The following is a 3,070-nucleotide window of genomic DNA, read 5'->3' as shown; positions in this document are numbered from 1 at the left end:
TCCGCGAGCGGCTGCAACAGCAGCCGCCGTCCCAGGGTGGCGCAGCCAGCCCGGCGCGCTGAGCGCAGCGGCACCCCGGTTTCTCTCCTGCCTGTCTTGCCAGCGCACCCGCCGCCATGAACCTGTCGCGCCTTTTCATCCTGCGCCCCATCGCCACCGCGCTGCTGATGGTGGCGATCCTGATCGCGGGGCTGATGGCCTACCGGCTGCTGCCCACCTCGGCCCTGCCCGAGGTGGACTACCCCACCATCCAGGTCACCACGCTGTACCCGGGCGCGAGCCCGGACGTGATGACCTCCAACGTCACGGCCCCGCTGGAGCGGCAGTTCGGCCAGATGCCGGGACTGTCGCAAATGTCGTCCACCAGCTCGGGCGGGGCTTCGGTGATCACGCTGCGTTTTGCGCTCGACATGGCGCTGGATGTGGCCGAGCAGCAGGTGCAGGCGGCCATCAACGCGGGCAGCAACCTGCTGCCCGGCGACCTGCCCATGCCCCCGCTGTACAGCAAGGTCAACCCCGCCGATGCGCCCATCCTCACGCTGGCCATCACCTCGCCCTCGCTGCCTGTGATCCGCGTGAACGACCTGGTGGAAAACCGCCTGGCACCCAAGCTCTCGCAGGTGCAGGGCGTGGGCCTGGTGGCGATTGCGGGCGGGCGCCGCCCGGCCGTGCGCATCCAGGCCAACCCCACGGCACTGGCGCAGCTGGGCCTCACGCTGGAAGACGTGCGCACCTCCATTGCGGCCGCCAACGTCAAGCAGGCGAAGGGCGGCTTTGACGGCCCGGCCCGTGCATCCACCATCGATGCCAACGACCAGCTGCAGTCGGCGGCCGAATACCGCGACCTCATCATTGCCTTCAAGAATGGCGCCCCCGTGCGCCTGAAGGACGTCGCCGAAACGGTGGACGATGCCGAGAACACCCGCCTCGCCGCCTGGGCGGGCACGGCAGACACCGGGGCCAAACCCGGTGTGATCCTCAACATCCGCCGCCAGCCCGGCGCCAACGTGATCGACACGGTGGACCGCATCAAGGCCCTGCTGCCGCAGCTGCAAAGCACCTTGCCCGCGTCGCTGGATGTGCAGGTGCTGACCGACCGCACGGTGACGGTGCGCGCCTCGGTGCGCGACATGCAGGTGGAGCTGGGCCTGGCCGTGCTGCTGGTGGTGGCCGTGATCTTTGTCTTCCTGCGCAGCCCCTCGGCCACGCTGATCCCGAGCGTGGCCGTTCCGCTGTCGCTCATCGGCACCTGTGGGGTGATGTACCTCGCGGGGTTCTCCATCAACAACCTCACGCTGATGGCGCTGACCATCTCCACCGGCTTTGTGGTGGACGATGCCATCGTGATGATCGAGAACATTGCCCGCTATGTGGAAGAGGGCGAGGCACCCCTCGCGGCTGCGCTCAAGGGCTCGCAGCAGATCGGCTTCACCATCATCTCGCTCACCATCTCGCTGATCGCCGTGCTGATCCCGCTGCTGTTCATGGGCGATGTGGTGGGCCGGCTGTTCCACGAGTTCGCGATCACGCTGGCCGTGTCCATCCTGATCTCGGCCGTGGTGTCGCTCACGCTCACCCCCATGCTGTGCGCGCGCCTGCTGCGCCACACGCCCGAGGAGAGCCATGGCCGCCTGTACCGCGCCACGGGACATTTTTTTGATCGCACCATCGCAGGCTATGGCCGCATGCTGGGCTGGGTGCTGAACCACCGGGGCACCACCTGGCTGGTGTTTGCGGCCACCCTGGCGCTCACCGTGGTGCTGTATCTGTTCATCCCCAAGGGCTTCTTTCCGGTGCAGGACACTGGCACGCTGCAGGCCACCACCGAGGCGGACCAGTCGATCTCGTTTGCCGGCATGGCCGAGCGCCAGCAGGCCGTGGCCGAACGGCTGCTGCAAGACCCCGCCGTGCGCAGCGTCTCGTCGTTCATCGGCGTCGATGGCGCCAACACCACGCTCAACACCGGCCGTCTGTTGATCGACCTGCAGCCGCATGCACAGCGCGACAAGGCCGGTGTGGTGCAGCAGCGCCTGGCCGAGCGCGTGCAGAACCTGCCGGGCATCCGCCTGTTCATCCAGCCCGTGCAGGACCTGACCATTGAAGACCGGGTGGCGCGCACGCAGTACCAGTGGCTGCTGTCATCGCCCGACATGCAGCAGCTCACCACCAGCACCACCGAGCTGCTGCGCCGCCTGCGCGCCTTGCCCGAGCTGACGGATGTGGCCAGCGACCTGCAAGACCAGGGCCGCCAGGCCTATGTGCAGATCGACCGCGCCCAGGCCAGCCGGCTGGGTGTGACGGTGGCGGGCATCGATGCCGCGCTGTACAACGCCTTTGGCCAGCGGCTGATCTCGACCATCTTCACGCAGTCCAACCAGTACCGCGTGGTGCTGGAGGTGGCGCCACAGTTCAAGGTGGGGCCCGAGGCGTTGCAGAGCATCTATGTGCCGTCGAGCACTGGTGCGCCGGTGCCACTGTCATCGGTGGCGCGCATCGAGGAGCGCAACATGCCGCTGGTGGTCAACCACGTGGGCCAGTTGCCCGCCGCCACCATTTCGTTCAACACCGCGCCGGGGGTGTCGCTGGGCAACGCTGTGGCGGCCATCGAGCGCGAGAAGGCCGCCGTGCAGGCCGAGGGGCAGTTACCGCTGTCGGTGGAGACGAGCTTTCAGGGGGCGGCGCTGGCGTTCCAGGCGTCGCTGTCGAACACGCTGCTGCTCATTCTGGCGGCGGTGGTCACCATGTACATCGTGCTGGGCGTGCTGTATGAGAGCACGGTGCACCCGGTCACGATCTTGTCCACGCTGCCCTCCGCTGGGGTAGGGGCGTTGCTGGCGCTGATGGCGGCGCGGCTGGACCTGGACATCATCGCCATCATCGGCATCGTGCTGCTGATCGGCATCGTGAAGAAGAACGCGATCATGATGATCGACTTTGCGCTGGAGGCGCAGCGGGACGAAGGCCTGAGTGCGCGCGATGCGATCTACCAGGCGTGTCTGTTGCGGTTCCGGCCCATCTTGATGACGACGTTGGCGGCCTTGCTGGGGGCGTTGCCGATGATGTTGGGGAC

At 67.4% G+C, this 3,070-nt stretch carries 1 protein-coding gene; it reads left to right on the top strand.

Annotation, left to right across the window (positions count from 1 at the left end; all coding sequences use genetic code 11):
- Positions 1 to 116: 116 nt before the first annotated feature.
- On the top strand, positions 117 to 3,070 hold a 2,954-nt coding region (locus DBR23_RS06890), incomplete at its 3' end, for an efflux RND transporter permease subunit (protein WP_108497743.1).

Origin of the sequence: Acidovorax sp. HMWF018 (assembly GCF_003061035.1) — a bacterium.
Classification (GTDB): Bacteria; Pseudomonadota; Gammaproteobacteria; order Burkholderiales; family Burkholderiaceae_C; genus Acidovorax; species Acidovorax delafieldii.
The sequence above is the reverse complement of the archived record's forward strand: the minus strand, read 5'-3'. Positions and strand labels throughout refer to the sequence as shown.